The 26,157-nt window shown below is 62.8% G+C and carries 25 protein-coding genes; 24 read left to right on the forward strand and 1 reads right to left on the reverse strand.

Going from position 1 to position 26,157, the window contains the following annotated elements; all coding sequences use genetic code 11:
* Genes GN300_RS23305 through GN300_RS23330 form a run of 6 tightly spaced genes read left to right on the forward strand, consistent with a single transcriptional unit; the run spans nucleotide 1 to nucleotide 5,406 of the window.
* Nucleotides 1-993, forward strand: coding sequence for a bifunctional oligoribonuclease/PAP phosphatase NrnA (locus tag GN300_RS23305; protein WP_063316554.1), 993 nt, complete (start codon nucleotides 1-3; stop codon nucleotides 991-993).
* A gap of 10 nt (nucleotides 994-1,003) precedes the next feature.
* Complete coding sequence (locus GN300_RS23310; protein WP_063316735.1) at nucleotides 1,004-2,407, forward strand: MATE family efflux transporter; 1,404 nt, start codon at nucleotides 1,004-1,006, stop codon at nucleotides 2,405-2,407.
* Nucleotides 2,392-3,315, forward strand: coding sequence for a metallophosphoesterase (locus GN300_RS23315; protein ID WP_058226293.1), 924 nt, complete (start codon nucleotides 2,392-2,394; stop codon nucleotides 3,313-3,315). Before GN300_RS23310 ends, GN300_RS23315 begins: the two co-directional genes overlap by 16 nt.
* A 13-nt stretch (nucleotides 3,316-3,328) precedes the next feature.
* Nucleotides 3,329-3,988, forward strand: coding sequence for a 4'-phosphopantetheinyl transferase (locus GN300_RS23320; protein ID WP_063316553.1), 660 nt, complete (start codon nucleotides 3,329-3,331; stop codon nucleotides 3,986-3,988).
* 24 nt (nucleotides 3,989-4,012) lie between these two features.
* Complete coding sequence (gene truB, locus GN300_RS23325) at nucleotides 4,013-4,933, forward strand: tRNA pseudouridine(55) synthase TruB (RefSeq protein WP_020907442.1); 921 nt, start codon at nucleotides 4,013-4,015, stop codon at nucleotides 4,931-4,933.
* Nucleotides 4,930-5,406 (forward strand): GNAT family N-acetyltransferase, encoded by a 477-nt coding sequence (locus GN300_RS23330; protein ID WP_030535608.1) that lies wholly within the window; start codon nucleotides 4,930-4,932, stop codon nucleotides 5,404-5,406. Before truB ends, GN300_RS23330 begins: the two co-directional genes overlap by 4 nt.
* Nucleotides 5,407-5,415: 9 nt before the next feature.
* Here GN300_RS23330 and GN300_RS23335 read toward each other — a convergent pair whose 3' ends face one another.
* Nucleotides 5,416-6,162 carry a metal-dependent transcriptional regulator gene (locus tag GN300_RS23335; RefSeq protein WP_003942116.1) on the reverse strand — a complete coding sequence of 249 codons (747 nt, stop codon included), beginning with the start codon at nucleotides 6,160-6,162 and terminating at the stop codon, nucleotides 5,416-5,418.
* A gap of 117 nt (nucleotides 6,163-6,279) precedes the next feature.
* Between GN300_RS23335 and GN300_RS23340 the strand changes: the two genes are divergently transcribed.
* The 18 genes from GN300_RS23340 (at nucleotide 6,280) to hypF (ending at nucleotide 26,148) form a co-directional block, all read left to right on the forward strand.
* The gene (locus GN300_RS23340) at nucleotides 6,280-7,260 is read left to right on the forward strand and encodes a bifunctional riboflavin kinase/FAD synthetase (protein ID WP_003942148.1); all 981 of its coding nucleotides are present in this window, start codon (nucleotides 6,280-6,282) and stop codon (nucleotides 7,258-7,260) included.
* 159 nt (nucleotides 7,261-7,419) lie between these two features.
* A complete protein-coding gene (gene rpsO, locus GN300_RS23345; protein ID WP_007735061.1) occupies nucleotides 7,420-7,689 on the forward strand; it encodes a 30S ribosomal protein S15 in 270 nt (89 codons plus the stop codon).
* Nucleotides 7,690-8,141: 452 nt separating this feature from the next.
* Nucleotides 8,142-10,412: a polyribonucleotide nucleotidyltransferase gene (locus GN300_RS23350; RefSeq protein ID WP_003942275.1), complete on the forward strand. Its 2,271-nt coding sequence runs from the start codon at nucleotides 8,142-8,144 to the stop codon at nucleotides 10,410-10,412.
* A gap of 127 nt (nucleotides 10,413-10,539) precedes the next feature.
* Nucleotides 10,540-11,898: a pitrilysin family protein gene (locus GN300_RS23355; protein WP_063316552.1), complete on the forward strand. Its 1,359-nt coding sequence runs from the start codon at nucleotides 10,540-10,542 to the stop codon at nucleotides 11,896-11,898.
* A gap of 28 nt (nucleotides 11,899-11,926) precedes the next feature.
* Nucleotides 11,927-13,039 carry an alcohol dehydrogenase catalytic domain-containing protein gene (locus GN300_RS23360; protein WP_197487747.1) on the forward strand — a complete coding sequence of 371 codons (1,113 nt, stop codon included), beginning with the start codon at nucleotides 11,927-11,929 and terminating at the stop codon, nucleotides 13,037-13,039.
* Nucleotides 13,040-13,220: 181 nt separating this feature from the next.
* Complete coding sequence (locus GN300_RS23365; RefSeq protein ID WP_063316550.1) at nucleotides 13,221-14,915, forward strand: cutinase family protein; 1,695 nt, start codon at nucleotides 13,221-13,223, stop codon at nucleotides 14,913-14,915.
* A gap of 160 nt (nucleotides 14,916-15,075) precedes the next feature.
* Entirely contained in the window at nucleotides 15,076-15,405 is a 330-nt protein-coding gene (gene hypA / locus GN300_RS23370; protein ID WP_073512368.1) for a hydrogenase maturation nickel metallochaperone HypA, read from the forward strand.
* A gap of 2 nt (nucleotides 15,406-15,407) precedes the next feature.
* A complete protein-coding gene (hypB, locus tag GN300_RS23375) occupies nucleotides 15,408-16,220 on the forward strand; it encodes a hydrogenase nickel incorporation protein HypB (RefSeq protein WP_063316549.1) in 813 nt (270 codons plus the stop codon).
* Between the two features lie 180 nt (nucleotides 16,221-16,400).
* Nucleotides 16,401-17,516: a hydrogenase expression protein HypE gene (locus GN300_RS23380; protein WP_233405684.1), complete on the forward strand. Its 1,116-nt coding sequence runs from the start codon at nucleotides 16,401-16,403 to the stop codon at nucleotides 17,514-17,516.
* A 54-nt stretch (nucleotides 17,517-17,570) separates the two neighbouring features.
* The gene (locus GN300_RS23385; protein WP_063316548.1) at nucleotides 17,571-19,364 is read left to right on the forward strand and encodes a nickel-dependent hydrogenase large subunit; all 1,794 of its coding nucleotides are present in this window, start codon (nucleotides 17,571-17,573) and stop codon (nucleotides 19,362-19,364) included.
* Nucleotides 19,365-19,367: 3 nt separating this feature from the next.
* A complete protein-coding gene (locus GN300_RS23390) occupies nucleotides 19,368-20,270 on the forward strand; it encodes a NifU family protein (protein ID WP_030535602.1) in 903 nt (300 codons plus the stop codon).
* A gap of 19 nt (nucleotides 20,271-20,289) precedes the next feature.
* Nucleotides 20,290-20,910 carry a DUF5947 family protein gene (locus GN300_RS23395; RefSeq protein ID WP_042922570.1) on the forward strand — a complete coding sequence of 207 codons (621 nt, stop codon included), beginning with the start codon at nucleotides 20,290-20,292 and terminating at the stop codon, nucleotides 20,908-20,910.
* Nucleotides 20,907-21,545, forward strand: coding sequence for a DUF6084 family protein (locus GN300_RS23400; protein WP_063316547.1), 639 nt, complete (start codon nucleotides 20,907-20,909; stop codon nucleotides 21,543-21,545). Before GN300_RS23395 ends, GN300_RS23400 begins: the two co-directional genes overlap by 4 nt.
* On the forward strand, nucleotides 21,542-22,903 hold the full coding sequence (locus tag GN300_RS23405; protein WP_042450716.1) for a hypothetical protein: 1,362 nt from the start codon (nucleotides 21,542-21,544) through the stop codon (nucleotides 22,901-22,903). Before GN300_RS23400 ends, GN300_RS23405 begins: the two co-directional genes overlap by 4 nt.
* A 48-nt stretch (nucleotides 22,904-22,951) precedes the next feature.
* Nucleotides 22,952-23,071 carry a hypothetical protein gene (locus tag GN300_RS30025; RefSeq protein ID WP_003942178.1) on the forward strand — a complete coding sequence of 40 codons (120 nt, stop codon included), beginning with the start codon at nucleotides 22,952-22,954 and terminating at the stop codon, nucleotides 23,069-23,071.
* A 6-nt stretch (nucleotides 23,072-23,077) separates the two neighbouring features.
* Nucleotides 23,078-23,572, forward strand: coding sequence for a hydrogenase maturation protease (locus tag GN300_RS23410; protein WP_047271381.1), 495 nt, complete (start codon nucleotides 23,078-23,080; stop codon nucleotides 23,570-23,572).
* Nucleotides 23,573-23,575: 3 nt separating this feature from the next.
* Nucleotides 23,576-23,863, forward strand: coding sequence for a HypC/HybG/HupF family hydrogenase formation chaperone (locus GN300_RS23415; protein ID WP_007735086.1), 288 nt, complete (start codon nucleotides 23,576-23,578; stop codon nucleotides 23,861-23,863).
* A complete protein-coding gene (hypF, locus tag GN300_RS23420; RefSeq protein ID WP_050655148.1) occupies nucleotides 23,860-26,148 on the forward strand; it encodes a carbamoyltransferase HypF in 2,289 nt (762 codons plus the stop codon). The genes GN300_RS23415 and hypF overlap by 4 nt, the downstream gene beginning before the upstream one ends.
* The last annotated feature ends 9 nt before the right edge of the window (nucleotides 26,149-26,157 follow it).

Raw genomic sequence — 26,157 nt, forward strand, 5'->3', positions numbered from 1 at the left:
ATGACGATCACCGCACTTTCGGACGTCGACCCCTGCGAGGCGAAGTTCGCTCAGGTGGCCGAGGTTCTCGAATCGGCACACACGGTGACAATTCTCTGCCATGTGCAGCCGGATGCGGACACGATCGGCAGCGGACTTGCGCTCGGTCTCGTTCTCGAGCGTCGGGGCATTTCGGTGCAGGTCGCGTTCAGTCGGCCGTCGGCGCTGCCCGAGTCGATGCGCGATTTCCCCGGTCTCCACTTGCTCGTGGCGCCCACTGATGTTCGGGAAAGTGTCGATGTACTGGTGACGGTGGATGTCGGCAGCGAGGGCCGTCTCGGTGAGTTGTCGAGTCGACTCGCCGGCGCGAATCGCACGATCGTCCTTGATCACCATCGCTCCAATTCCGAATTCGGAAGTATCAACGTCGTCGACGAAACCGCTGCTTCGACGACGGCGCTCATCGCACGATTCTTCGATGCGTGGGGAGTCGCGATCGATCGCGATATCGCGCACTGTCTCTATGCCGGACTGGTCACCGACACCGGCTCCTTCCGGTGGGGAGGTCCGCTTCCGCACGTGCTCGCGGCGCGTTTGCTGGCGACCGGCATCGACGGCGACGCGATTGCGCGAAAGCTGCTCGACACCCATCCGTTCGGGTGGTTGCCGATGCTGGCTTCGGTACTCGGGTCCGCGGTGCTGGTCCCGGAAGCCGCGGACGGCCGTGGGCTGGTGTACGCGGTGATCCGACGCAGTGACATCGGCGATCTTCGCTCCGAGGAGATCGAGAGCGTCGTCGATATCGTGCGGACTACTTCGGAAGCCGAAGTTGCCGCCGTACTCAAAGAGTCGGTTTCCGGAAGCTGGTCGATCTCGTTGCGTGCAAAGTCGGCGATCGACGTGTCGGCGGTCGCTGAAAGTCTTGGTGGCGGCGGGCACCGGCTGTCGGCCGGATATACGTCGACCACTTCCAGCGACGAGATTGTTGCCGCGCTCGTCGCGGCACTCGGCTGAATCCGCGGCATTGAGCGAATCTGACGCCACCTCGGCGGGATCTTCGGCAGCTGATTTCGACGTCACTGGGCGACGAATCTTTTCCCTGGCGTTTCCGGCACTCGGGGTGCTGGCAGCCGAACCCCTCTATCTGTTGTTCGACATCGCCGTGGTCGGCCGACTCGGGGCGCTTCCGCTGGCCGGATTGGCAGTCGGTGGTCTGATCCTGTCGTTGGTGAGTACGCAGCTGACCTTCTTGTCGTACGGCACCACGGCGCGCGCGGCACGGCTGCACGGAGCGGGGCGCGAGCGTGATGCGGTGGGCGAGGGTGTTCAGGCGACCTGGCTGGCGGCCGCGATCGGCCTGGCCTTGGTCGTGATCGTGCAGGTGATCGCCGGCCCGCTGACTTCGGCGGTGGCCGGGACTCCCGACATCGCCGCGGCTGCGGAAAGTTGGCTCCGGATAGCGGTGTTGGGTGTTCCGCTCATCCTGGTGGCCCTGGCCGGCAACGGCTGGATGCGCGGGGTTCAGAACACGGTGCGACCGCTGCGGTTCGTCCTTGTCGGCCTGGGTATTTCGGCGGTGTTGTGTCCGATTCTGGTGCACGGCTTGCTCGGTGCTCCGCGTCTGGAACTCGAAGGATCAGCTGTTGCGAATCTGGTGGGCCAGAGTGTTTCGGGTGTGCTGTTCGCCTGGGCGCTCTTTCGTGAACCGGTTTCGGCTCGACCACATTTTGCGATCATGCGGGCGCAGATGCTGATGGGCCGTGACCTGATTCTGCGCAGCCTCGCATTCCAAGCGTGTTTCGTTTCCGCGGCTGCAGTGGCGTCGAGGTTCGGTGCGGCTGTAGTCGGTGCGCACCAAGTCGTCCTCCAACTGTGGAACCTGGTTTCGCTCCTTCTCGATTCCTTGGCGATCGCAGCTCAGACGCTGATCGGAGCGGCGCTCGGCGGTGGATTCGCAGCCGCGGCGAAAAAGATGACCTGGCGGATCACCGCATGGTCGACGGTATTTGCCGTGGTGCTCGCGATCTTCTTCGCCGCCGGCCACTCCGTGATCCCCGGACTCTTCACGTCCGACGCCGAGGTGCTCGGTCAAATGTCGATCGCATGGTGGTTCTTCGTCGCGATCATGCCGGTGGCGGGAATCGTCTTCGCACTCGACGGTGTTCTACTCGGCGCCGGGGACGTGGTGTTTCTGCGCAACGCGACCATGCTGTGCGCAGTTCTCGGGTTTCTGCCCGCGATCTGGCTCTCTCTCGCCTACGACTGGGGGCTCGCCGGAATTTGGGCAGGGCTTACCGTGTTCGTAGTACTTCGGATGGTCGCGGTGTCGTGGCGAGCGTTTTCCGGCAAGTGGGCAGTGACAGGTCCGGCGACGGCGAAGCGCGGAAGTTCAACTGAGGAAGCAGAGGGATCGTGGCAGCAAAGCTGATGGCGGTGAGCGACATTCATGTCGGTCACAACGGCAACAAGCCGATGACGGAGGAACTGTTCCCGGATTCGCCTGACGACTGGCTCATTCTCGCCGGAGATGTTTCCGAGAAAACTGACGACATTCGGTGGGCGTTGAAGCTCCTTCGCAGCCGATTCGCAAAGGTCATCTGGATTCCGGGCAACCACGAACTGTGGACGACCGCCAAGGATCCGGTTCAGATTCACGGAGCGCCGCGCTACGAGTACCTGGTCAACATGTGCCGCGAACTCGACGTCATCACACCCGAGGACCCGTTCCCGGTGTGGGAGGGAGACGAGGGACCGGTCACGGTCGTCCCGATGTTTCTTCTCTACGACTACTCCTTCCTGCCGGAAGGTGCGCGAGACAAGGAACACGGGCTCGAGATCGCGCGTGACAAGAACGTCGTCGCCACCGACGAGTTCCTACTCTCACCGCAGCCGTATGCCACGCGCGACGCATGGTGCCGGGCGAGGATCGAGTACACCCAGGCGCGATTGGATGCGCTTCCCGAAGGCACAAGAACCGTTCTCGTGAACCATTTCCCGATGGTCCGGCAGCCGACGGACGTGCTCATGTATCCGGAGTTCGCACTGTGGTGCGGAACCACCGCTACCGCCGACTGGCACGTGAAGTACAACGCGGTGTGCTCGGTGTACGGGCACCTGCACATCCCTCGAACCACCTACTACGACGGCGTCCGCTTCGAGGAAGTCTCACTCGGATACCCGCGCGAGTGGCGTCGGCGTGGACTGCCGGAGAAGTTGTTGCGTCAGATTCTTCCCGTTCCGGAGTACCCGCCGGGAACGCTCAACAAGTGGGGTGGCCACTTCAAGGTCACGCCGGAGCAGGAAGCCGAAGTCGAGCGCATGCGCGCCGGACGCTGAGAGGTATCGCTACGTGATCGAACAGATTCTTCCCGGTGGAGTTGCGACGGCCGAGGCCTTCGTGGATCCGCCCGGTCTGGTTCCGCACCCCAGTGAGGAGGCGTTGATCGGCCGCGCGGTCGAGAAGCGTCGTCGTGAGTTCGTGACTACCCGGCACCTTGCGCGTCAGGCGATGGGCAAGCTCGGTGTTCCGTCTGCCGCTGTCATGCGCGGCGAGCGTGGTGCCCCACTCTGGCCGCAGGGAGTGGTCGGGAGCCTCGCCCATTGCGACGGCTACCGCGGCGCTGTCCTGGCGTACTCCATGCAGGTCCGCTCACTCGGTATCGACGCCGAACCGCACGGCCCGCTGCCGGACGGGGTATTGCCCGCGGTCAGCGTCGAGGCGGAACGAACGTGGTTGGACACTCAGGAAACCGGCGGTCCGGTGCACTGGGATCGAGTGCTCTTCTGCGCGAAGGAAGCCACGTACAAGGCGTGGTTTCCGCTCACCGGGCGCTGGTTGGGTTTCGAGGACGCCCACATCACGTTCGAGGCGGAGTCGGAAACGTCCGGCACTTTCAACTCGCGTCTGCTGGTCCCCGGCGAGGCGACGTCCGGTCCGCCGCTCACCTCTTTCGACGGCAGGTGGTTGGTGTCGGACGGGCTCATCCTGACGGCAATTTCGGTGCAGTGAGCGCGACTGGCAGAATCGGCACACGTGTCAGCTCGTGAAAAGCCTTCCTCCGGTCTTGTCGGCGCCGGAATTCTGATTGTCGACAAAGAGGCGGGTATCACCAGCCACGACGTGGTCGCTCGGTGCCGCAAGTTGTTGAACACCCGGAAGGTGGGACACGCCGGGACGCTGGATCCCATGGCGACCGGTGTTCTCGTTCTCGGCGTCGAGCGTGCGACCAAGTTGCTCGGACTCCTGGCGCTGACAACCAAGGCGTACTCGGCGACCATTCGCCTCGGGGCAGCGACGGACACGGACGATGCCGAGGGGGAGGTCCTGACCTCCGCAGACGCTTCGCAGGTGACGGACGCGGAGATCGCGGCGATCGTGGCCACGCTGACCGGGGACATCAAGCAGATCCCGGCAAGCGTGAGCGCTATCAAGGTGGACGGTCAGCGCGCACATGCTCTGGTGCGTGCGGGAGAAACCGTCGAGCTGGCGCCGCGTCCGGTAACGGTGTCGACTTTCGAGGTTCTGGCTCGGCGAGATGTCCCGGGTGGCTTCGTCGATCTGGACGTCGACGTGGAGTGCTCGTCCGGTACGTACATCCGCTCGCTTGCCCGCGACCTCGGTCGTGAATTGGGCGTCGGCGGTCATTTGACGGCATTGCGCCGCACCCGCGTCGGGCCGTTCACTCTCGAACATGCGCGCACGCTCGAAGATCTCGCGGATCAGCCGGGTGTGAGCCTCGACATCGATCAGGCCGCGCAGACGGCTTTTCCGCATCGGCAGATCACGGCGGAGGAAGCCGAGGCGATCAGCCAGGGGCGCTGGCTCGAGCCGATCGGGATGAAGGGGATCTGTGCGGCGATCGATCCCACCGGTCACACGATTGCGCTTCTGCAGGAGAAGGGTCGACGCGCCAGTTCGGTGATGGTCGTGCGACCGGCGACGCTTCGCGGGTGATCGTCCGCGAGCGTGTCGACGGCGACCTCGACGGTTGCGTCGATGCGCTGGCACAGGTCCACGAGTGCGACGGATATCCGAACACGTGGCCGCAGAACCCGCACCGCTGGCTCAGTTCGCCCACGGTGGTGAAGGCGTGGGTCGGTGAGAGCGACGGTCGTGTTGTCGGTCATGTGGCCGTCGACAGCGAGGTCGCAGGTGCGCCCACAACCGCGGGATCGATAGCCGTGTCGCGATTGTTCGTTCATCCTGGCTCACGTGGAAACGGCCTCAGCGATGCGCTACTCGATGCCGTGACGGATTTCGCAGCCGAGAGTCGGTTGGAACTGGTGCTCGACGTCGTCGACGACGCTCTGCCGGCGATCGCACTGTACGAGCGTCGAGGGTGGGTGTACGTCGACGAGAGGCTCGCCGACTGGACCCGGACCGACGGCGTCCGGCCCGTGGAACGCCGATACCGACTGCCGCTTTGACTACCTCGGCTAGACGAGCCAAATTGCTTGAGCGACTGGACTTCCCAAGTCGATGGTGTTGGGGCTGTCGCCGAGTCGAACGGACACTGTCCCGGCGAAATCGCGGCGTTCCTCGACGGTGATCTCGACATCGAGACTGACGCCGACGGAATCGAAGTACCGGAGCATTTCGGGATCGGAATCGGAGATCCGGGCAACGCGGCCCCGCTCACCGTTGGCGAAGTCGCTGAGCTGGCGGGCCGGGGGAGTCGGCACCGAACCGTCGGTGGCGGGAATGGGATCACCGTGCGGGTCACGTTCGGGGAAGCCCAGTTTGGCGTCCATCCGCGAGATCATCAGATCGGAAACGGCGTGTTCGAGGACTTCGGCCTCGTCGTGGACTTCGTCCCAGCCGTACCCGAGTTCCTGAACCAGATAGGTCTCGATCAACCGGTGGCGCCGGACCATGGAGACGGCGGCCGCGCGGCCACTGTCGGTCAGGGCGATGGATCCGTAGCGGGCGTGATCGACCAGGCCCTGGTCCGAGAGTTTGCGGATCGCCTCGGACACCGTCGAGGCCGAGACGCTCATTTTCTCGGAGAGGAGCTTGGTGGAAACCCGCTCGTGGGACCACTCCTGGATCGTCCAGATGACCTTGAGGTAGTCCTGGGCCACCGACGAGAGTGCGAGCGTGTCGATTGCCGCGTCCTGCGCCGAAGTGCTGTCGCCATCCGACGTCGATGATGCTTCCGAGGTTCCGGTCTTGTGAGCTGCCACAACGCTTAGCTTAGGCTACGAAATCCGGAACTTCCGTACGTGAGCGGCAGCACAGCGGTGATTCGCTGGGCGGGTCCGAACGTGACCCGCCGCCGGTGGACCCGTAGGCTGCCAATCGTGCTGAGATGGCGTGGTCTCGACGAAGTTCCGGCCGATTGGGGTCGTTGTGTGCTCACTATCGGTGTGTTCGACGGTGTGCATCGTGGGCATGCCCAATTGATAGCGAGAGCGGTTACTGCTGCCCGCAAACGTGGTGTTCCGAGCGTGTTGATGACGTTCGACCCGCATCCCATGGAGGTTGTGCGGCCGGGTAGTCATCCAGCCCAGTTGACGACGCTGCAACGGCGTGCGGAATTGGCTCAGGATCTGGGCATCGACGTGTTCTGCGTGATGCCGTTCACCGCTGATTTCATGAAGCTGACGCCGGAGCGCTACGTCCACGAGATTCTCGTCGAACGTCTACATGTCGCCGAGGTCGTGGTGGGGGACAACTTCACCTTCGGCAAGAAGGCGCTCGGCAATGTCGATCTTCTTCGTGAAATGGGCGCTCGCTTCGGCTTTGCCGTCGACGGCGTCCAGCTGCTCGCCGAGCATGCGGTGACGTTCTCGTCGACCTACATCCGCTCGTGCGTCGACGCAGGCGACATGGAAGCGGCTACCGAAGCTCTGGGCCGTCCACATCGTGTCGAAGGTGTGGTCGTCCACGGTGACAAGCGTGGACGCGAGTTGGGGTTCCCGACGGCCAACGTTGCACCGCCGATGTTTTCGGCGATTCCGGCCGACGGCGTGTACGCGGCGTGGTTCACGGTGCTCGGTGCCGGCGAGGAACTCGGAACCGTCGTTCCCGGTCGCCGATACCAAGCCGCGGTGTCTGTGGGTACCAATCCGACCTTCTCCGGCCGGACCCGAACCGTCGAGGCATACGTTCTCGACACCGAAGCAGACCTGTACGGACAACACGTCGCGGTCGACCTGGTTTCGCGGATTCGCGGTATGGAGAAGTTCGACTCGATCGAGTCGCTCATCACGGCGATGAACCGAGATGTCGAACGCGCACGCCGGATTCTGAGTGAGGATGCAGAACGTAGCGTCGGTTGAGTTCCTCCTGTGTCAGTGGCGGCCGCCACATTCGCTCCAGGTGGGCGAGAGCGCCTCATTGCTGCTGGTAGGATCTTCTCTCGGTGCGTGCTGCGGTTTGCGGTGGCCGCGCCCGATCTAGTTCCTTTCACGCAAACGTCATCACAGGAGTGAATGCAAGTGGCATTGACCACGGAAGAAAAGAAGGCCGTTCTCGGCGAGTACGGCTTGCACGAGACCGACACGGGATCGCCTGAAGCTCAGGTGGCAATGCTCACCAAGCGCATCACCGATCTCACCGAGCACCTCAAGACCCACAAGCATGACCACCACTCGCGTCGTGGACTGCTCTTGATGGTCGGTCGCCGTCGTCGTCTGCTGAAGTACGTGGCAAAGACCGACGTCGCTCGCTACCGCACGCTCATCGAGCGTCTCGGCCTGCGTCGCTAGATTTTTCTCACGACGCTGATCGAAAGCAACACGGCATGCTTCGGTTTGCCGAACACTCCGTCAGCCGGCGAAGCCACGCATATACTGGGCTTCGCTGGCTTTCGGCGTTAGCTGCCGCAAGGCAGTTTCCGCTGTCGGCGCTATGCACAGTTGTCTATGCGCAGTTGTTTATGCGCAGTTGTGCAGTGCGCAGCCAGCACACCGTATGCACCAGAGAACGTGGTGTCGGTTGTCGGTAGTGGTTCTCCGGAACGGGCAAGTGCCCGAAAGCTCCGGCGGACTTCGATCGACGGCCGCCCGAACGTCGTGACGTCCCGAAGCAGAAATCGCTCGCATCGCAAGGAGCGTCTGCAATTCAAGAGGGGGACGTCCCTCGGTGCGCAGTTTCCACCAGGAGGGTGGAAGCGCCCGCGCGGGTACGGCGAAGACGAGAGGGAAGTGAAGAGAAAAGAATGACAGAGAATTCCGTAGTAGAGGTCGACGAAGGCGTGTTCGAATCCACCGCCGTGATCGACAACGGGTCCTTCGGTACCCGCACCATCCGTTTCGAGACCGGACGCCTTGCTCAGCAGGCCGCCGGCGCCGTCGTTGCTTACCTGGACGACGAGACCATGCTGCTGTCCGCCACGAGCGCCAGCAAGCACCCCAAGGAGCACTTCGACTTCTTCCCCCTGACGGTGGACGTCGAAGAGCGTATGTACGCAGCGGGCCGCATCCCCGGTTCGTTCTTCCGTCGTGAGGGACGCCCCTCCACCGACGCGATCCTGACTTGCCGCCTCATCGACCGGCCGCTGCGCCCGTCCTTCGTCGACGGTCTCCGTAACGAGATCCAGGTCGTCGTCACGGTCATGAGCCTCAACCCGCAGGATCTGTACGACGTCGTGGCCATCAACGCCGCTTCCGCGTCGACGCAGATCGCGGGCCTGCCGTTCTCCGGACCCGTCGGTGGCGTGCGCGTTGCACTCATCGTCTCGGACGAGAACAAGACCGGCCAGTGGGTTGCATTCCCGACGGTCGATCAGCTCGAGAACGCCGTCTTCGACATGGTCGTCGCCGGCCGCGTCGTTTCCGGTAGCGGTGACAACGCCGACGTCGCGATCATGATGGTCGAGGCCGAGGCCACCGACAACGTCATCGCGAAGATCGCCGACGGCGCTCAGGCACCGACCGAGGCCATTGTCGCCGAGGGCCTCGAGGCCGCCAAGCCGTTCATCGCACGCCTGTGCGCTGCACAGGCAGCACTTGCATCCAAGGCTGCAAAGCCCACGGGTGACTACCCGGTCTTCCCGGCGTACCAGGACGACGTTTTTGCTGCCGTCGAGGCTGCTGCGTCCGAAAAGCTCAATGCCGCACTGACAATCGCCGGCAAGCAGGAACGCGACGACAAGACCGACGAGGTCAAGGTCGAGGTTCTCGAGCAGGTTGCACCCAACTTCGAAGGCCGCGAGAAGGAACTGGGAGCAGCGTTCCGCTCGCTCACCAAGAAGCTGGTTCGCCAGCGCATCCTGCGCGATCAGTTCCGCATCGACGGCCGCGGCGTCACGGACATCCGTTCGCTGTCCGCCGAGGTTGCGATCATCCCGCGCGCACACGGCTCCGCACTGTTCGAGCGTGGCGAGACCCAGATCCTGGGTGTGACCACTCTCGACATGGTGAAGATGGCTCAGCAGGTCGACTCGCTCGGTCCCGAGACCACCAAGCGCTACATGCATCATTACAACTTCCCGCCGTACTCCACCGGTGAGACGGGCCGCGTCGGTTCGCCGAAGCGTCGCGAAATCGGTCACGGTGCACTCGCCGAGCGCGCTCTCATGCCGGTTCTGCCCAGCGTCGAAGAGTTCCCTTACGCGATTCGCCAGGTCTCCGAGGCTCTGAGCTCCAACGGTTCCACCTCGATGGGCTCGGTGTGCGCGTCCACGCTCGCACTGCTCAACGCCGGTGTGCCGCTTCGCGCTCCGGTTGCCGGTATCGCCATGGGTCTGGTTTCCGACCAGGTCGACGGCGAAACCCGCTACGTCGCGCTGACCGACATCCTCGGCGCCGAAGACGCCTTCGGCGACATGGACTTCAAGGTCGCAGGTACCAAGGACTTCGTCACGGCCCTGCAGCTGGACACGAAGCTCGACGGCATCCCGTCGCAGGTCCTTGCCGGTGCACTCTCGCAGGCCAAGGACGCACGGACCACGATCCTCGAGGTCATGGCGGAAGCCATCGACACCCCGGACGAGATGAGCCCGTTCGCTCCCCGCGTGACGGCCATCAAGGTCCCCGTCGACAAGATCGGTGAGGTCATCGGCCCCAAGGGCAAGATGATCAACTCCATCACCGAGCAGACCGGTGCCAACATCTCCATCGAAGACGACGGCACCGTGTTCGTCGGCGCCACCGATGGACCGTCTGCACAGGCCGCGATCGACATGATCAACGCCATTGCCAACCCGCAGCTCCCCAAGGTCGGCGAGCGGTTCCTGGGCACGGTCGTCAAGACCACCGCCTTCGGTGCCTTCGTTTCGCTCCTGCCGGGACGCGACGGACTGGTGCACATCTCGAAGCTGGGCAGCGGTAAGCGCATTGCCAAGGTCGAAGACGTGGTCAACGTCGGATCCAAGATCCGCGTCGAGATCGCCGACATCGATGCTCGCGGCAAGATCTCGCTGATCCCGGTCGAAGAGGGCAACGACGAGGCTGCCGCTCCGGCCGCCGACGAGGCTGCTTCCGAGTAGATCTCACTTCGTACTCTGATGCGGCCCCGCGCGGATTTCCGTGCGGGGCCGCATCTGTACTGTCTGTAGACACAGAGCCTGTAGATACCTGATTGACCACTTGCACCGAGGACTGCTGAACCTTTTCATGGCAAAGACCACTCCCAACACCACGCGCAGCCGCAGCGCTGTGCTGAAATCGCCGATCGATGCGACTCCCGAATCCGGAGTACAGCGTACGGTCCTTCCCGGCGGCCTGCGCGTCGTCACCGAGTTCATTCCCGGTGTGCGTTCCGCCTCCGTCGGTGTGTGGGTCGGAGTCGGCTCGCGCGACGAGCAGCCGAGTGTGGCCGGTGCCGCGCATTTTCTCGAGCACCTGCTGTTCAAGTCGACGCCGTCACGGACGGCGTTGGACATCGCGCAGGTAATGGATGGTGTGGGCGGCGAACTCAATGCATTCACGTCGAAGGAACACACCTGTTTCTACGCGCACGTGATCGACGACGACCTTCCGATGGCGGTTGACCTTGTCGCCGACGTCGTGCTGCGAGGGCGTTGCAGAACCGCGGACGTCGATGTCGAGCGGCAAGTAGTGCTCGAAGAGATCGCGATGCGTGACGACGATCCGGAAGACTTGCTCGGCGACGCGTTCCTGACCGCGTTGTTCGGCGATCATCCTGTCGGCCGTCCGATCATCGGTAGCGTCGAATCGATCGAGTCGATGTCGCGCAATCAGTTGCATTCCTTCCATGTTCGGCGTTACACACCGCAGCGGATGGTGCTGGCCGTAGCGGGAAACGTCGACCACAAGCAGGTTGTGACGCTCGCTCGCCGTGCATTTGCCGGACATCTCGAGCGCGGGGTCAAGCCGGCGCCGCGGCGCGAAGGCACTCTGCGTTTGCGAACGATGCCTGAACTGAGCTTGACCCACCGCGACAGCGAGCAGGTCCACCTTGCGCTCGGGGTACGCGCGTTCGGCCGGCACGAGGGCCATCGCTGGGCGCTGTCGGTGCTCAACGCCGCAGTGGGCGGTGGGCTGAGTTCTCGTCTGTTCCAAGAGATTCGGGAGAAGCGCGGGCTGGCGTACTCCGTCTATTCCGGCGTCGACACCTTCGCGGACAGCGGAGCGTTCTCCGTGTATGCAGGTTGCCAGCCGGAGAACCTCGGGGAGGTTGCCACGGTTATCCGCGAGGTACTCGCGAACGTGGCGACGGACGGAATCACCGATGCCGAGATCGCCCGCGCCAAGGGATCGCTGCGCGGCGGATTGGTTCTGGCACTGGAAGATTCAGGCTCACGCATGAACCGTATCGGTCGCAGCGAACTGAACTACGGCAACCATCGCAGTGTTGCGCAGACGCTCGCGACCATCGACGCAGTCACCTCCGAAGAGGTGCTCGAGGTGGCGCAGGTGCTCTTGACGAGGCCGTTTGCAGCCGCCGTCGTGGGTCCGTACAAGCGGGTTCGTGACCTCCCCGCGTCGGTACGCGGGATCGTGGGCAAGTAGTTCGAACTATCGAAATCGGGGTGTGCAGTTGAAGATCCGTGGTGCAGTGCTCGAAGAGATCGGCCGGAAGCGTCCCTTCGCAGAGTCGACTCCGATTTCGATTTCGGAACTCGACCTCGAATCCCCGGGCCCGGGTGAGATCCTGGTCAAGATCGAAGCTGCCGGGCTTTGTCACTCCGACCTCTCCGTGGTCGACGGCAATCGGGTACGACCCGTGCCGATGTTGTTGGGCCATGAGGCGGCAGGTCGAATCATCGAACTCGGCGACGGAGTTGATTCGTTGTCGGTGGGCACCCGCGTCGTGATGACTTTTCTTCCGCGGTGCGGTGAATGTGCGGGATGCGCCACTGACGGCCGGATGCCTTGCACGGTGGGTAGCGCTGCCAACAACGACGGCAGTTTGCTCGGCGGCGCGCATCGACTGCGGCGCTCCGGCGAGAACGTCAAACATCATCTCGGTGTTTCGGGTTTCGCGACGCATGCTGTGGTCAACGCCAAGTCGGTTGTTCCCGTCGACGACGACATCCCGGCCGAAATTGCAGCCGTACTCGGTTGTGCGGTGTTGACCGGTGGGGGAGCGCTCCTCAACGCGGCGAAGCCTCGCCCGGCAGACACCGTGATGGTGGTCGGCTTGGGTGGCGTCGGGATGGCCGCAATCCTGACGGCGAGGGCACTCGGGGTCGAGAACGTCATCGGTGTCGACGCACTGGAATCCAAGCTGGCTCAGGCGCTGGAACGGGGCGCGACCGAGGTCTTCACACCGTCCGGCCTGTCCGAGAGTGGCGTTCGCGCAGACATCGTCGTCGAGGCCGCGGGAAATGCTCGGGCCTTCGAGACAGCGGTGGCTGCGACGGCAGCGGGTGGCACGACCGTCACGGTCGGGTTGCCGGCGCCTGACGCGCGCTCGTCGATCTCACCTCTCGGACTGGTCGCCGAAGCGCGGACCATTATCGGCAGCTACCTGGGATCTGCGGTCCCGTCCCGCGACATCCCGATCTACGCGCAGTTGTGGCGCGACGGGAAGCTGCCGGTCGAGAAGCTCATTTCCTCGCGAATCGAATTGGCCGACATCAATTCGGGTATGGACGAACTCGCCGACGGAAAAGCAATCCGACAGGTCATTATCTTCGACGCGGAGTAGGAGCACGTCGGTGTTATGCAGCGGAAATGAGGCGTTTGCGCTCCCGATTCCCTCCCGAGTCGCCACGGAAAATCGTTACCCGTTGTAACGCTCCTCTCGTACTGGACGACTACTCGAATGACGTTGCGTGACGCCCCGGGGGTCGGTCGTACGTTTTCCAAAAGCTGATTGGGGAGAAGATATGCCGGTTCGTGGGTTCTTTTCGCGACATCGAATACTGGCGGGTGCAGTAGCGCCCGCAGCGCTCGGCGTGGCCGCACTGGTCGCGGTTGCGGTCGCTGTGGACTCTCCGGAGTCACGCACGATCGAGACACAATTGACGTCGTCGGTCACCGAGTGTCACGACATGGTCAGCATCGCGGTTGCCGGTCGACACGACACACCGGACGCTTCGACGGTGAAGATGTTGCTGGGAGCCGACGGGAAGCCGCTGCCGGCCGCCCTGTCCGGTGACTACAAGAGTGAACGCGTCGACCAGGTGATCAACCCGGCAGGCTCCGTCAACGCGAACAAGCCCGGCTCGTACGCGGCTGTGTACATCGCGTACCCGGCCAACATGGCGTCCTACGAGGATGCCGTCGCTGCCGGCGCTGCAAATACGCAGTCCGTGATGAGTGCCATCGCCAAGGAATGCCCGAAGACTCAGTTCTCGATCGTCGGGTACAGCGAAGGCGCCGATGTGGTGCGTCGCGTCGCGATGGACATCGGTACGCAGGAGAACAACGAGTTCGGGGTCGACCCGGACAAGGTTGTCGGTGTGGTCATGCTGGCGGATGCAGGCCGTGAAGCGGGCGACGGTACGTTCCTCGGTGCCAAGAATCCGTTCACGAACCCGGATAACTTCAATACGAAGTACCAGAACGGCACCTCCGCGACACCTGGCGAAGGTGTACTCCCCGGCACTGCCGGAGGTTTCGGCAAGCTGAACGGCAAGGTCGCGTCCTTCTGCTCGGACGGTGACTTCACCTGCTCGGCTCCCAGCAACATCTCTCTGTTGATCTTGGCGGCAAATGTCGGTCGGCAGTTGAACATCGACCAACTCGAAGCGCAGGGTCTGAACCCGGCCACCGGTCAGGACGTCGCGGTGGTGTTCGGCCAGATCGTCTTCGAGGCGTTCGCAGACATTTCGTCCAATCCCAACTGGATGCAGAGTGACGAGACATTCCTTCAGGTGATGCTCAAGGTCTCGGATCCGGAGTACAAGCCCGGAAAAACACCCGCGCCGGCGCCGGTAGCCGAGGGCGAGACGGTGTCCACCGACAAGGTGTCTCCGCTGGCATATCTGCCGCAGAAGCTTTTCAAGGAGATCGTCGGTCTGATTGCTACCAACCAGAACACGATTCCCGTGATCTTGAGCGACCCCTACCAGCAGACACTCGCTCCAGACGTCGGACACCACTTCGATTACTGGCGAGATGCGGATGCGGCCAACGGCAAGCCGTTGACTTCAGCTGAGTACGCAGCGGCCTGGCTCACCTACCTCGCCCAGCAGGCGAAGGAAGGAAAGCCCGTCGACACAACTGCGAAGCCGACCCCGGAACAGATCAGTGCTGCTGTCGATGCCTACATGGCTGACGGCAATGCTGAGGGCGACGCCGCGGTGGCTGAAGGCACCGGAACCGGTCAGGCACCGGCCGGGACCACTGGCTCCACGGGATCTGCTGGAGCGCCCGCAACCACGTCACAGGTGCCTGCGGCAGGATCGGCGTCGGTCACATCGGGAGCGGTTGCCACTCCGACGGGTTCGGCGGCAGTGACGCCGACGTCGACAGTTCCGACCACACCGGTAGCGGGAACGGATGCAACGACGGCGCCCCCGACTACGACAGTGACGTCGACGACCACGACGACGAAGGTGCCGGTTCCGAACCCGTAATCCTTCTCGCCGGCGTTCGTCACACGAATAACGCTGTCACAGGCTGCGATCCGCAATTAGTTGCGGATCGCAGCCTGTTTTCGTGTACGGGTTACGCACAGCGACCGTTGGTGCTTATCGTGGAAGGGAGGTTTCCGGATCACGAATCGTGGGTTTCACCGTGCACGAGCTGTCCATTGCGCAGAGTGTGGTCGAAGCCGTGTGTGAGCGTGCCGGCGAGCGACGAGTATCGAGCGTGCGGCTTGAAGTAGGGCAACTCTGCGCGGTGGTTCCACACTCTCTGCTGTTCTGCTTCGACGTCGTCACCGCGGGTACTCACGCCGAAGGTGCCAGCTTGCACATCGATGAGATTGCAACCAGCGCGCGATGCAAAAGCTGCGGCGTGATGTTCTCGCCGCCCGACATGTTCTTGCTGTGTGAATGCGGCAGTGCTGATGTCGAGGTGCTTGCCGGCCGAGAGTTACGGATCCTGTCGATGGAAGTGAGCTGAGCATGTGCGCGACGTGTGGGTGCGGGGACACCACAGGACCTCGGGTGTCGGTAGTCGCAGACGGAGAACACGAGCAGGAACACGACGATCATGGGCACGGTCATGGGCACGGTCACGAGCATGACCATGAGCGCGGCCACCCCGACCACACCGTGATTCTCGAGCAGCAGGTGCTCGCCAAGAACGACGGCATTGCGGTTCACAATCGTCAGTGGATGCGGAACCGCCGAATCACGGCGCTCAACATCATGAGTTCCCCCGGCGCGGGGAAGACGACATTGCTGGCGCGAACTATCCGGGAGCTCGGATGTCAGCGACCGATAGCCGTGATCGAAGGTGACCAGGAAACCCGGCTCGACGCCGAGCGGATCCGAGATACCGGCGCGTCGGTGGTGCAGGTGAATACCGGGGCCGGATGTCACCTCGATGCCGCGATGATCGACCGCGCACTGCGCGCCTTGGATCCCGCTGAAGAATCGCTGCTTCTGATCGAAAACGTCGGAAACCTGGTGTGCCCCGCGCTCTTCGACCTCGGCGAGGAAGGCAAGGTTGTCCTAATTTCGACGCCGGAGGGGGCAGACAAGCCGAAAAAGTACCCACACATCTTCGCTGTCGCGGACCTCGTGGTGATCAACAAGATCGACTTGCTCCCGTACGTCGAGTTCGACGTCGATGCCTGCGTCGAGCAGGCGAGAATACTCAATCCTGCTGTGCGCGTTGTTGTTTTGTCTGCCACGACAGGTGAGGGCATGGACGAGTGGTACGAGTGGGTCGGTAGTCGTTCGGCGATTTCTCCGGTGGCCGTTGACAACTGATCTGCTCGGGTAGTTAATGAAATGAGTGGGTGCCACGCAAGTGGGCCGAGGTTCGACTCCGGTGGCGTCAGCGTTTCGGTGCCGCGGCAATTCGAGGCCACAGAGTCTTGAGGCCATAGCGTGTCAGGCCGGTGGCGGCGCCGAGAATCAGGCGCAAGTGCACCCGTGAAAGCGGCTGACATGGACACACAAAAATCGACTGCTGGCACCACGGCGGAACCTGCCTCCGAAAGCGCAGCTACCCCCGCAAGCGCAGCGGCCAAAGCGGAAGAAACTCTGATCCACGTGCTGTGGATCAATGCCGGTCTCAGTTGCGACGGAGATTCGGTGGCGCTCACTGCAGCCACACAACCCAGTATCGAGGAGATCGCGCTCGGCGCGTTGCCCGGCCTGCCTCAGGTAGCGGTTCATTGGCCGCTCATCGACTTCGAATGCGGACCGCAGGGTGGCGCTGACGATTTCCTGGAGTGGTTTTGGAAAGCCGACCGCGGAGAACTGGAACCCTTTGTTCTTGTCGTCGAAGGATCGATACCGAACGAGAAACTTCACGACGAGGGGTATTGGTGCGGCTTCGGGAACAATCGCGAAACCGGCCAACCGGTCACCACGAGCGAATGGCTCGACAAGCTGGCACCGAAAGCCACTGCGGTAGTTGCGGTTGGTACGTGCGCGACCTACGGCGGCATACATGCGATGGCCGGCAATCCGACCGGTGCGATGGGTGTGCCGGACTATCTCGGGTGGACCTGGAAATCGAAGGCGGGCATCCCGATCGTCTGCGTTCCCGGGTGTCCCATTCAGCCGGACAACCTCTCCGAGACCCTGACCTACCTTCTGTACATGGCCACTGATCAGGCGCCGATGATTCCCTTGGACGAATCCCTGCGCCCGCAGTGGCTTTTCGGTGCCACCGTACACGAGGGCTGTGACCGTGGTGGGTACTACGAGCAGGGTGAGTTCGCGACGGAGTACGGGTCACCGAAGTGCATCGTCAAACTCGGATGTTGGGGACCGGTCGTGAAATGCAATGTCCCCAAACGTGGTTGGATCAACGGAGTCGGCGGGTGTCCTAATGTCGGCGGGATCTGCATCGGGTGCACGATGCCGGGATTCCCCGACAAGTTCATGCCGTTCATGGATCAACCACCTGGCGGCAAACTCTCCACCAATGCGGTGGGAATGTACGGGTCCGTGATCCACAGTCTCCGCCGGATCACCGGAAACACGTTGGACAAGGAACCGCACTGGCGCGAGCGCGGGTCGAAATTACTCACCGGTGCGACGCGTACGTGGTGACCGACCGGATACATTCAAATCAGTTCGTGAGCAACGTCTCTGGGAGGCACTGCAATGACGGCCATCGTTCCCGAACCCACCTCGACTGCGGACCGCGACGGTCTTGTCGAGATGGCGTGGGACCCCATCACCCGAATCGTCGGCAGTCTGGGCATCTACACCAAGATCGACTTCGCCAATCGCGAAGTGGTGGAGTGCCACAGCACGTCGTCGATCTTTCGCGGGTATTCCCTGTTCATGAAGGGGAAGGACCCGCGCGACGCGCATTTCATCACCAGTCGTATCTGCGGCATCTGCGGTGACAATCACGCCACATGCTCGTGCTACGCACAGAACATGGCGTACGGCGTCAAGCCGCCGCATCTGGGCGAGTGGATCGTCAATCTCGGCGAGGCCGCCGAGTACATGTTCGACCACAACATCTTTCAAGAGAATCTTGTCGCCGTCGACTACTGCGAGAAGATGGTCTCCGAGACGAATCCCGGTGTGCTGGCGCAGGCAGAGAACACGCGCTGCCCGCACGAGGAGCAGCACGGGTATCGCACGATCGCGGACATCATGCGGACTCTCAATCCGTTCACGGGTGAGTTCTATCGCGAAGCGTTGCAAGTCTCGCGTTCGACTCGCGAAATGTTCTGCTTGATGGAGGGCAGGCACGTTCACCCGTCGACGCTCTATCCCGGCGGCGTCGGCACCGTCGCGACGATCGAACTGATGACGGACTACATGTCGCGGCTGATGCGGTACGTCGAATTCATGAAGAAGGTCGTGCCGATGCACGACGACCTGTTCGACTTCTTCTACCAGGCGCTGCCGGGTTACGAACAGGTTGGCCTGCGGCGGACCCTGCTGGGTTGTTGGGGATCGTTCCAAGACCCCGAGTACTGCAATTTCTCCTACAAGGACATGACCGACTGGGGCCGGAAGATGTTTGTCACTCCCGGTGTGGTTGTCGACGGAAAGTTGGTCACCACGGATCTGGTGGACATCAACCTCGGTATCCGAATCATGCTGGGCTCCTCGTATTACGAGGACTGGAGTGATCAGGAGATGTTCGTCAAAACCGATCCGCTGGGTAACCCGGTCGATCGCCGGCACCCGTGGAATCAGCACACCAACCCTCACCCGCAGAAGCGGAACCTCGAGGACAAGTACAGCTGGGTCATGTCACCGCGATGGTTCGACGGAAACGACAACCTTGCTCTGGATACGGGCGGGGGAGCATTGGCTCGTCTGTGGAGCACCGCTCTGGCCGGCCTGGTCGACATCGGATACCTGGAGTCGACCGGACACAGTGTGAAGATCAATCTTCCGAAAACAGCACTGAAGGGTCCTGTCTCGCTCGAGTGGAAGATTCCCGAACATGGCAGCAATACCCTCGAAAGAAACCGCGCGCGAACGTATTTCCAGGCATACGCAGCCGCGGCTGCCCTTCATTTCGCCGAGAAGGCGCTTGTCGAGATCCGGGCCGGCCGGACCAAGACGTGGGAGTCGTTCGAGGTCCCGGACGAGGGTATCGGTTGCGGATTCACCGAAGCCGTCCGCGGAGTTCTCTCACACCACATGGTGATTCGTGACGGAAAAATCGCGAACTATCACCCGTACCCACCGACACCGTGGAATGCGAGCCCGCGCGACAGCTACGGAACCCCCGGTCCGTACGAGGATGCCGTGCAGGGTCAGCCGATCTTCGAGGAGAACGATCGAGACCACTTCAAGGGCATCGACATCATGCGGACCGTGCGTAGTTTCGATCCCTGCCTGCCGTGTGGTGTTCACATGTATCTCGGCGGTGGCAAGACCCTGGAGAAGTTGCACTCTCCGACGCAGTCCGTGACCGGGGAGTGATCGATGGAGCAATCGGCCGACTACTGGCGCGGAGCAGGTGAGCGCATCGAGACGTTGTTGCAGGCCAATGCCGGCGCAGGCCCGGTGGCGAGAGATCGCGCCGAGCAACTGGTGCGTGAAGTCGTGCAGTTGTACGGCGCAGCACTCGAACGCACCGTCGCTCTGGCGGATCCGGCCACGATGGATGCGATGGTTCGCGACGATCTGGTGTCCAGCCTGCTACTGGTGCACGGACTTCACCCGCACGACGTGGAGACCCGCGTCCGCACTGCGCTCGACAGCGTGCGTCCGTACCTCGGTTCGCACGGAGGCGACGTCGAACTGATCGAGGTGGCGGACGGCGTGGTGCGACTACGGCTTCTCGGAAGCTGTAACAGTTGCCCTTCGTCCTCGGTGACCCTCGAAACCGCGGTCCAGGACGCGGTGCAGGCGGCGGCACCCGAGACCACCGGAATCGACGTCGAAACACCGGATTCGCACGAGCTGAAGTCGGGTGTGATTTCGGTCGAGTCCCTGTTCTCGCACGTTCACGCCGACGGGGGAGGTACGCACTGGGTGGAGGTCCCCGAATTCGCCGAAGTCGAGGTGGGAGAGGTCGCGGGCTTCCGCGTGTCGGGCACCGATCTGTTGGTCTGCCGCTCCGGTGACGATCTGTATGCGTATCGCGACCATTGTCCGGTGTGTGAGCACTCGATGGCGGGGGCTGTGCTCGAACGCATGATGGGCCGTCCTGCCCGAGACGCCGCTGTCCTCACCTGTCCGACGTGCTCTGCCCACTTCAGTGTGTACGGGGCGGGAGCGCGGGTGGGCACCGGCTCCGAGCACCTGGCGCCTGTGCCGGTGCTGATTCGCGACGGAGTGCTCTCGGTCGCGCTTGCTGACGAGTCTGTGATACCGGTGACCTAGCCGTGAACGCAGCCCCGTCATGAAAGTCACTGTGGGAGAGGTGCTCACACGAATCGCCTCGTCGCGTGTCGTTCCGACCGGACCGAGGTGTGAGATGTGTGCGGCGGGCATAGGCGACGAACACCAGCACGTCGTGGACGTACAGGTCCGGAGCCTGATGTGCGTGTGCCGACCGTGCTATCTACTCTTTGCGCCGGTCGACGCGGACCTTCGATACAAAGCGGTTCCCGATCGGTACCTCGAGTTTCCGGACTTCGACCTCGGCCCTGGCCGGTGGGAGTCTCTGGAAATCCCCGTCGGCCTGGCATTCTTCTTCCGCAACTCACTCCTCGACAAGTACATAGTCTTCTATCCGGGACCGGCCGGAGCTACCGAATCCGAGTTGCCCATCGACTCGTTCGAGACTGTGCTCGAGGAGAATCCGGGGCTCGCGCAGATGCGGGCCGACGTCGAGGCGTTGATCGTGTCGGTGCCCACGTCAGGACAATCGCCGAGATGCTTCGTTGTTCCCATCGACGCCTGTTACGAACTGGTGGGACGATTGCGCACCGTGTGGCGCGGATTCGACGGTGGCCAGGATGCCGCACGCGCAGTGGACGAGTTCTTCGGGCGCGTCGAGGCGCGAAGCAGGTCGGCATGACTGTTCTCGACTTCTCGATCGACAACATGGAGGTGGAACCGTACGCGGTTACGCCGAATCTGACGGTGAGATTGAGAATGTCGGAATCCACCGGCACGACCGTCCGTGCGGTGGCTCTGCGCGCGCAGGTACGAATCGAACCACACCGCCGACCGTACTCCGACGCCGAAGGCGAAGGTCTGCGCGATCTCTTCGGTCCGCGGGAGCGTTGGTCGAGTACGCTGCGCACCTTCCTGTGGATGGAATGTTCCACGGTCGTTCAAGGATTCACCGGAACAACGGTCGCGGCCTTGCCCATGGCGTGTACGTACGACTTCTCGGTGACGGCGTCGAAGTACATGCACGCACTCGGAGGCGGAACGATTCCGATCGTGGTTCTACTGAGCGGCACGGTATTCACCGACGGACCGCGTGGTTTCTCCGTGCAGCAGATCCCGTGGGACAGATCTGCTACCTACGAATTGCCGGTCGACGTGTGGAAACAGCTGATGGCTGCGCATTATCCGGCGTCTGGTTGGGTACGCCTCGACCATGAGACGATTGCCGATCTCGTGCGGTTCAAGGCAGCGCACGGCCTCACGGACCTCGATTCAGCCGTGCGGCAGTTGCTGACGGCGAGCCAGGTGCCGCGATGACTCGAACGGGGATGGATCACGACGTTCGGGCCGTGGCCGACGCCGTCCTGTACGAGGGATATCTTCTCTATCCCTACCGGGCCGGCTCGGCGAAGAATCAATCCCGTTGGCAGTTCGGGGTTCTCGGACCGCCCGGCGCCGCCGAGGTCGGAGTCGGCGAGGAACCGTCGATGTCCGCGCAATGTCTGCTCGGCGAATTCGAGCGGAACGGCGTCGAAGTGACTGCGACTGTGAGATTTCTGCACCACCAGTCGCGGACGGTTGAACGACTCGGCGCCGGCGGGGCGTGGATCCCGGTCGATCGGTTGGTAGTCGACGAGCGGGAGTCCATCTCGTGGGACGAAGCCACCGAGTCCGAGATCGTGTTGGGTCCGTGGGGTCTGGACGAACTCGAGGCCGGCGTCCAAGAAACCTTCTGTGCGGCCGGAGTTGTCGAAGGAGAGACTCTGTCGGACTCTCGGGGCAGGGTGGTCGGACGGATCATTCGGACACGGCTTCCGGTGAATGGCCTCTTGGCGGTGAGCGCCTCCGCCGGGGACGGACGCACGGTGATTTCGGTGGAGATCATGAACGCCACGAGCGTCGACGCACGGGACAAGGGCACGGCCACCGCGCAATCGATGCTGGGGACTCACGTCATTGTGAACTGCACAGGCTCGAGGTTCCTGTCGTTGTTCGAAGAAGCAGATCACTCGGAGCAGTTGCGGCAAAATCGCTGTTATCCGGTGCTTGCGGGGACCGAGAACCCCACTCACCCTGGCACATCGCCCACCGTTCTGGTGTCACCGATCATCCTGTACGACTTTCCCGAGATTGCGCCGCAGAGCGAGGGATCTCTCTTCGACTCGACCGAGATCGACGAAATTCTCACCCTGAGAATCCTTGCCATGACCGACGAGGAAAAGGCGCGGGCGCGAGCTACCGACTCCAGAGCTGCCGACATCATCGACCGATGTGAGCGATTGACGGACGACGATCTAGCCGGCCTGCACGGCGTGCTGCGAGATTCGAATGCCGGTTCTGATCTGATACCCGAGGTGCCTGACGGTGTGGACTGGTGGACCCCGGAAGCCGACACCAGTGTTCAACCACGCACCGACGCAGTTCTGATCAACGGCGTCCGTGTCTCTGGTGGAAGTACGGTTCGGCTCCACCCCTCACGCCGCGCTGATGCTCAGGACCTGTTCTTCGACGGCCGGATCGCCCACGTCGCCACCATTCATGAAGACGTGGACGGCGACATTCATGTTGGGGTGACACTGTTGGACGATCCGGCCGCCGATCTGCACAACTGGTACGGCCGCTACCTGTACTTCGCGCCGGACGAGATAGAGCCGATGCCGCGCGACAGCGCGTGACGTACTCACAGGTATCGAACTTCACAGCTATCGAGAGGAGAACTCGCCATGAGGAGCATGGGATTGCTGTCGACGGCACTTCTCGGCGCCACCGCGATCGCAGCCGCGATCGTCCTGGTGGTGTCGATGCCGGACATCCAGCGCTATCTGCGAATGCGAAAGATGTAAAGCGCTGTGCGCGTGCTGATTGCAGGTGTCGGAAACATTTTTCTCGAAGACGACGGATTCGGCCCCGAAGTTGTTCGGGCGCTGCAGCATGAGAATCTCCCATCGGGAGCTCACCTGGTCGACTACGGGATTCGGGGCGTGCATCTGGCGTACGACTTGTTGGAGTCGTGGGACGCCCTGGTCCTGATCGATGCCTTACCGGCGACCGGAGTCCCGGGCAAGCTCGCGATCATCGAAGTGGACCCCGAAAGTGAAGGCCCGCAAGGAGGTTTCGACGCGCACTCGATGCATCCGAGTTCGGTGTTTGCCAGCCTGCAGGCCCTCGGCGGAACACTCCCGCGGACGTTCGTGGTGGGGGCACATGCGAAATCGATCGGCGACGGAATCGGATTGAGTGCGGAGATGCGTGATTCGGTAAGGCAAGCCGCTTCTGCGGTGCTGGCACTCGTCCGGTCCATCGACGTGGACTGTGATGCCACCACACTGGGGCCGGAGGTGTGAGTCATGTGTCTGGGGATTCCGGGACGGGTACGCGAACTACTGGACGGATACGGAGGTCAACTCGCTCTCGTCGACGTGGAGGGGGCACCACGCAAGGTCAACATCGGAATGCTCGACGAAGGCACCGTCACGGCAGGTGACTGGGTGGTGATCCACATGGGCTTTGCAGTCGAGAAGGTCGACGAGCAGGGAGCTCGCCACGCTCGGGCCGGCCTCGAACTGATGGGCCGTGGTGGCCACGACGGTGAGGTAGTCGACTCCGATACTGGTAACGGCGAGGTCGGGACATGAAGATCGCCTGCCGTGTCATCGTTCGTGGCGTAGTCCAGGGGGTGGGCTTCCGGCCGTTCGTCCATGCGACCGCCACCGAACTGGGACTGTCGGGTTCGGTGGGAAATTCTGCTCTCGGTGTCGTGATCGACGTCGAAGGCGACGGAGAGACAATCGATGCATTTGTCGCTCGGGTGCGAAACCGCCCCCCACCGCTGGCACGGGTGGAGTCGGTAGAGCGCGAGGACTCGCGGCCGGTTGGTCGTGAGGGGTTTCGCATAGTCGAGACGGATGCGGGGTCGGTCGGGCGAACCTTGGCGCCGGCGGATGTCGGGATCTGCGACGACTGCCTCCGGGAACTGACTGATCCGAGCGATCGGCGATATCGTCATCCATTCATCACCTGCACCAACTGCGGTCCGCGATTCACGATCATCGAATCGCTGCCCTACGACCGGGCCGCTACGACGATGAAGCGATTCCCGTTGTGCGCGAACTGTGCGGCGGAGTACGTGGATCCCGCCGACCGCCGGTTTCATGCGCAACCGATTGCCTGCCCGCAGTGCGGTCCAACGCTATCGTTCGTGGAAGGGGACGCGCCCGCCGTGACCGGTGAGGGTGCACTGCTACGAGCCCGATCCCTACTGCGAGACGGGAAGATTCTTGCTGTCAAGGGAATCGGAGGATTTCACCTGGCTTGTGATGCCCGCGACGACCGCGCGGTTCACGAGTTGCGTGAACGCAAGCATCGAGCAAGCAAGCCGTTGGCGGTGATGGTGCGCGATGTGCCAGAAGCCAGAGAGTTGGGTGTGGTCGGTGATGCCGAGGCTGATGCCATGTCCTCGCGCGAGCGCCCGATTGTGCTGGTTGCCAAAGCGTCTGGATACGCGCTTTCCCCCTTGATTGCCCCCGGCATTCCGGATATCGGAATCATGCTGGCCTACAACCCGATTCAGCATCTTCTTCTGGGTTTGGCCGGAGAAGAGGCGGGCCCAGCGGTGTTGGTCATGACATCGGCGAACATCGGCGGTGAGCCGATTCTGTACTCCGACAACGATCTCGAACGATTGGGTGACCTGGCCGACGGGGTATTGACCCACAACCGTCCGATCTTGATGCCGTGTGACGACTCGGTGATGCGAATAGTCGGCAGTGGAAGACAGTTGCTTCGTCGCTCGCGCGGATATGCTCCGCTGCCCGTCACCGCGCCGTTCGACGTACCGCCTACCTTGGCGGTCGGGGCCGACCTGAAGAACACCTTCTGTCTTGCCGAGGACGGATATGTGTGGCCGAGTCAGCACATCGGAGACATGGGCGACCTCGCTGTCATCGACAGTTTTGCTGCGTCGGAGAGTCACTTCGAATCGATCACGGGGGTGGTGCCGCACCAGATCGCCTGTGACGAGCATCCTCGGTATCGCTCGTCCTCGTGGGCTCGCAGTCGTAGTGGTGACCGACCGGTGCGCATCGTCGGGCATCACCACGCACATGTGGCTTCCGTGATGGGGGAGAACGGCCGGGACGGGAGCGAACCAGTTCTCGGAATAGCGTTCGACGGCACCGGCTACGGGGCGGACGGCGCAGTGTGGGGAGGGGAACTACTGCTGGCGACGTACAAGGGTTATCGCCGTCTCGCGCATCTGGGATACGTACTGCTGCCCGGTGGCGATGCCGGAGTGGAACGGCCGTACCGAATGGCGCTCGCCCACCTGTGGCATGCCGGGTTGGACTGGGAATCCGACCTCGCGCCCGTGGCAGCCTGTCCGCCCCGAGAGCAGTCGGTCCTACTTCACCAGATGGAAACCGGTTTCGGGTGCGTGGACACCTCGAGCATGGGGCGGTTGTTCGACGCAGTCTCCTCGCTGACCGGGGTCCGTCAGAGGGTCGACTACGAAGCGCAGGCTGCCATCGAGTTGGAGGGGGTGTCGAGGGGAGTCGACAGCGCCGGTTCGCGGTACACCTTCGATTGGACGCAGTCGGACGACGATTCGTGGACAGCAGATCCGCGGTCGGTCATTCGGGCTGTTGTCCGCGATCTCCGGGAGAAGTTGCCCGCTGAAGTGATCGGCGCCCGTTTCCACGAATCCGTAGCGCACCTGGTGCTCGAGTGGGCAATTCGTGGCCGGGAACTGGCGGGAGTGGACGAGGTAGTACTCACCGGAGGTGTCTTTCAGAACCCTCTACTGCTCGTTCGGGCGTGTGCTCTGCTCTCAGACGCTGGATTCACGCCGTTGACAGGACTGGAGTTGCCGCCGAACGACGGCGGTCTCGCCTACGGCCAAGTGCTGGTGGGGAGTTCGTCATGAGGTCAGGAG

Origin of the sequence: Rhodococcus sp. Ni2, assembly GCF_021352185.1 — a bacterium.
GTDB classification, from domain to species: Bacteria; Actinomycetota; Actinomycetes; order Mycobacteriales; family Mycobacteriaceae; genus Rhodococcus_F; species Rhodococcus_F qingshengii.

Excerpts from the sequence above, each read along its gene's own strand:
- GN300_RS23380 (WP_233405684.1), top strand. The coding sequence starts at position 16,401 with ATGGACACACAAAAATCGACTGCTGGCACCACGGCGGAACCTGCCTCC.
- GN300_RS23390 (WP_030535602.1), top strand. The coding sequence starts at position 19,368 with ATGGAGCAATCGGCCGACTACTGGCGCGGAGCAGGTGAGCGCATCGAG.
- GN300_RS23350 (WP_003942275.1), top strand. The coding sequence starts at position 8,142 with ATGACAGAGAATTCCGTAGTAGAGGTCGACGAAGGCGTGTTCGAATCC.
- hypF (WP_050655148.1), top strand. The coding sequence starts at position 23,860 with ATGAAGATCGCCTGCCGTGTCATCGTTCGTGGCGTAGTCCAGGGGGTG.
- GN300_RS23355 (WP_063316552.1), top strand. The coding sequence starts at position 10,540 with ATGGCAAAGACCACTCCCAACACCACGCGCAGCCGCAGCGCTGTGCTG.
- GN300_RS23305 (WP_063316554.1), top strand. The coding sequence starts at position 1 with ATGACGATCACCGCACTTTCGGACGTCGACCCCTGCGAGGCGAAGTTC.
- hypB (WP_063316549.1), top strand. The coding sequence starts at position 15,408 with ATGTGCGCGACGTGTGGGTGCGGGGACACCACAGGACCTCGGGTGTCG.
- GN300_RS23385 (WP_063316548.1), top strand. The coding sequence starts at position 17,571 with ATGACGGCCATCGTTCCCGAACCCACCTCGACTGCGGACCGCGACGGT.
- GN300_RS23405 (WP_042450716.1), top strand. The coding sequence starts at position 21,542 with ATGACTCGAACGGGGATGGATCACGACGTTCGGGCCGTGGCCGACGCC.
- GN300_RS23395 (WP_042922570.1), top strand. The coding sequence starts at position 20,290 with ATGAAAGTCACTGTGGGAGAGGTGCTCACACGAATCGCCTCGTCGCGT.
- GN300_RS23415 (WP_007735086.1), top strand. The coding sequence starts at position 23,576 with ATGTGTCTGGGGATTCCGGGACGGGTACGCGAACTACTGGACGGATAC.
- GN300_RS30025 (WP_003942178.1), top strand. The coding sequence starts at position 22,952 with ATGAGGAGCATGGGATTGCTGTCGACGGCACTTCTCGGCGCCACCGCG.
- GN300_RS23400 (WP_063316547.1), top strand. The coding sequence starts at position 20,907 with ATGACTGTTCTCGACTTCTCGATCGACAACATGGAGGTGGAACCGTAC.
- GN300_RS23365 (WP_063316550.1), top strand. The coding sequence starts at position 13,221 with ATGCCGGTTCGTGGGTTCTTTTCGCGACATCGAATACTGGCGGGTGCA.